Source organism: Pseudomonadota bacterium, from assembly GCA_022361155.1.
In the GTDB taxonomy this organism is placed as follows: Bacteria; Myxococcota_A; Polyangia; order Polyangiales; family JAKSBK01; genus JAKSBK01.
The window spans coordinates 1-3,705 of the sequence record JAKSBK010000036.1 but is presented as its reverse complement, the minus strand read 5'-3'; the positions used below and the strand labels follow the sequence as shown (position 1 = coordinate 3,705).

The 3,705-nt window shown below is 65.2% G+C and carries 3 protein-coding genes; 2 read left to right on the top strand and 1 reads right to left on the bottom strand.

Annotation, left to right across the window (positions count from 1 at the left end; genetic code table 11):
* Positions 1–94: 94 nt before the first annotated feature.
* Positions 95–622 carry a hypothetical protein gene (locus tag MJD61_01150; protein ID MCG8553888.1) on the bottom strand — a complete coding sequence of 176 codons (528 nt, stop codon included), beginning with the start codon at positions 620–622 and terminating at the stop codon, positions 95–97.
* A gap of 419 nt (positions 623–1,041) precedes the next feature.
* Between MJD61_01150 and MJD61_01145 the strand changes: the two genes are divergently transcribed.
* Both MJD61_01145 and MJD61_01140 read left to right on the top strand, forming a co-directional pair.
* Positions 1,042–2,514, top strand: a complete 1,473-nt coding sequence (locus MJD61_01145) for a porin (GenBank protein MCG8553887.1) — start codon at positions 1,042–1,044, stop codon at positions 2,512–2,514.
* A 231-nt stretch (positions 2,515–2,745) separates the two neighbouring features.
* A partial coding sequence (locus MJD61_01140) for a DUF2723 domain-containing protein (GenBank protein ID MCG8553886.1) occupies positions 2,746–3,705 on the top strand: 960 nt, incomplete at its 3' end.

Genomic DNA, 3,705 nt, shown 5'->3' with positions numbered 1-3,705 from the left:
GGCCGCGCAGCGCCTCCCTGGCGCGGCGTTCGGCAAAGCCGCCCACGCCGATCACCCATTGCGGCGAAAGCAGCTCGATGGAAGCTCTGAGCGCTCAATCGCACGACGCAAACAGGCAGCCACGCTCGCGGGCCGGCAACCGGTCGGGCGGGGGGTTGGCCCCGCTGTCGCGCACAAACGAAAGCGGACAGTAGTTGGCCACGAAGAACCGGGAAAAGAAACGCCCCGGCGTGCCGAAATGGGCGTGGGCCCAGCCCCAGAGCCGTTGGCCGCTGACCTCACGGCGCGCGCAGGCAAAGCCCGTGATGGGTCGCTTCGGGTGCGCGCGAGCCGGCTGCCCTACGGCCACCTCTATCCCGAGCCAGTCGCGCACCAGCACGACCTCACCGAAGGGAACCCCCGTTTGCGCCATTCCCCAGGGTCCAGGATTCATGCCCACGAGCACGACCTGCTTGGCTCCCGCGCCATACCGAGTTAGGTAGAGCTCGTGGGCCGCGCGAGCGTAGCCCAGGGGGTTGTACACGAATTGCACCGGAGGCCCGAAGCGTTGGGACGAGACCTCGCGACAGAGCTTGCGAGAAACCCGCACCAAGCCCGCGGCAATGCGGTCCGCTTGCGACATCGCGAGCCAACCCTACCCGCGCGCGCTCACCGCATAGGGCCACGGCTGCTCCGAGCTGTGCCGGGGCATTCGCACCGCCGGTCGCCGGGGAGCGAGCAACCGCATGGGAACAGATCGATTATGTGTCGAGACGTTCGCACTCCGCGCAAAAGATGGCCGGCACCAGCGCATTTTTTCATCTTTGATACGCGAATGCATCCAGTTTTCCGGCTACGATGTCGCCGTTTTCTCGTATATGGGAGGCAAAGCACGTACCTTCCCATCCAATGTGATCCCAACAAGCTGTGATCCCAACAAGCAATGTGATCCCAACAAGCAATGTGATCCCAACGAGCAATGTGATCCCAACGAGCAATGTGATCCCAACGAGCAATGTGATCCCAACGAGCAAGGTGATCCCAACAAGCAAGGTGGCCCATATGCAGCATTCACAGGATTCCCGAACGCATCGACATTCCGAACCACTCGCAGGAACCCTGGCCGGCGTGGCTTTGCTGGCCTGTTTGGTCGTGGCGACCGCGGGTGTGGTGCGGGCACAAGCACATCCAGATGAGCATGGCGCGCAGACATCGCACGAGCCGCACGCAGCACCGGACCCGGCAGCGCAGCACCATCCAGGCGAGCACGCGCCGCCATCGGTGCCTCCACCACCACCGGTGCACGCGCCTGCTGCTCACATGACAGCGCACGACACGGCGCCTGCACATGTGGCGCCGGAGCCCGTGCACTCGGCAGCAGCTCATCATGGCGAATTGGTGGGCGAGGGACACGACAGCGCGGCAGCAGACTCTCCCCTCAATCTGAGCCTCTTCGCGGACGCCTACTACAACGCCGACTTCAACCAGCCACCAGCGATGGACGCCAACGGGGCGCCACGACACCGAGCGTTCGTTCGAACGAACGGCTTCGCTCTTTCCTTTCTTGGCGTGGACGCCACCTACGACAGCGGCAACGTGGGGATGGTGGCTAACCTGCGCTTCGGGCCTTCGGCCTGCAGGCTGATCGGCCACTGCAACGCCGCGAGCCTCAACCTCGGGCAGCAGTTCATCAAGCAGGCGTACGTGACCTACAAGCCGAACGACCAGGTCACGCTCGATTTCGGTCAATTCGACACCATCTACGGGGCCGAAGTCGCAGACAGCTTCGAGAACCTCAACTACACACGCGGCGCGCTCTACTACTTGATGCAGCCATACTGGCATCAGGGGCTTCGTTTGGGTTTCGCGCCCAACGAGCAGGTCAGCGTGACGGCGCTCGTGGTCAACGGTGTCAATCAGCAGTTCGACGCGGATCGCGGACCGGATCTGGGCCTTCAGCTCGGTTTCACACAGGACGAGGCGTTCTTCGGGGCTGTTGGCTACTACGGTTCGACCCAGCCCAACGGCAAGAAGTGGGCGCACTTCGTCGACTTGGTCCTCAGCGGTTCCGCAGACATCGTCAACGTCGTGTTCAACGGCAGCCTCGGCGTCGCGGACAACCTCTTCAGCAGCGCCGCCACCGGCAACATCAACAATACGTCCATCTTCTACGGAGCCAGCCTTGCGGCTCGAGTCCAGGCCAACGAGTCGTTTGCAGTCGCGGCCCGAGGCGAGTATCTGGCAGAGCCAAACCGCAACAACTCCATCTACCAGGTGACCGAGTTCTGGGGCGGCAACCTGCTCACGGGAACCTTGACGTTCGAGTATGTGCCGGCCGACGCGCAGAACATCATCTTCCGGCTCGATGGCCGCTTCGAACGCTCGACCAACCTGCTGTTCTACAACGGCAACACCAACAACCCACCCCTTTGGAGCCTGCGCATACCGCAGCTCTCCCAAGTCCCGATTCTGGGCCTTCCGAACTCCCGCAACTACGCCTCGGCAGTGCTCGGTGTGGTCGTGAAGACCAACTAGCGGCCGCTGCCGGACGCTCGTAGTACCCTCTGCCGGAAGTTCGATCCGGGTTTCTCCGCCGACCCCAGGAGGGGGTGAGGGTCGGCTCCGAAACCCGGCCCCCACCGCGCGCTTGCTCGCGGACCTTCTTGCCGATGCCGCACTGCGCGCGGTCGTGCCCGTGGCCTACCCGGACGCCGGTGTTGGACCGGGCACTGGCTAGTCTGATGGGCGTGCGCGAGACTTGAGCGCATGCGGAGCCCTAGCGCTGAGCACGCTGAAACGGCTTCCCCCCTGGAGCAGCGCTTGCGGTTGGCGGCCTTCGTGTTGGCGGGCGCTGCGCTGGCGTCTGCCACCAGCAGCGGACCCCAGCCCTTCGACGGCGGCGAGCTTGTATCGGCGGCCTGGCGCCTCGGGGGCTCCCATCCACCGGGGCAGCCGCTGCACGCACTGCTGGCTCATGCGCTGTGCCTGCTGCCCGTGGGACCCGTAGAGGCCCGTACCGCCCTGCTCAGCGTTTTCGGGACACTTGCAAGCGGTGTCCTTGCGGCGCGCCTGGTTCGCACCTTGCTCCTGCTGTTGCGGGAGCGTCCGAGTCTCGGTTTGCGGTTGTGTGCCGACGCCGCGTCGCTCGCGCTGCTGCTGTCTCCGCCCCTGCTGCGGCAAGCCACCCGCACCGAGGTCTACTCGATCGCACTGGCACTTACCCTGGCTAGCGTACACGAGCTCTTCGCATGGCTGCATCACGGACGCACGGCGACCCTCTACCGCGCGGCTCTCGCGGCCGGCCTGGCTGCCGCATTGCACCCGCCCCATGCGCTATGCGCCGCGCTCATCGGAGCGGCCGTGCTGACCGGACGTGGTCTCGGAAGGCTGCCCAAAGCGGGCACCGTTGCCTGGACCAGCATGTCGGGGGTGCTCTCGGCGCTCGCAAGCTACAGCTACCTTCCGATCCGCGCCGCTGCCGGGGCACCCATGTGGGGTGAGCCAAGCACGGCCTCGGGGCTCTGGATGTACATCAGCGGCGCTGCCTATCGCCACAATCTGGGCGCGGGGGAGGCTTTGTCTGCCGCGAATCTCCTACACGTGCTGCTCTACGTTGCCCTTGTCTCGGGAGTCACACCGCTGCTCGGGACCGCGGTGATCCTTGGCTCCTGGCAGCGCAAGCGCCTGCCGCCAGGCCTGGGGCGCACGCTGCTGCTGATCTGCGGG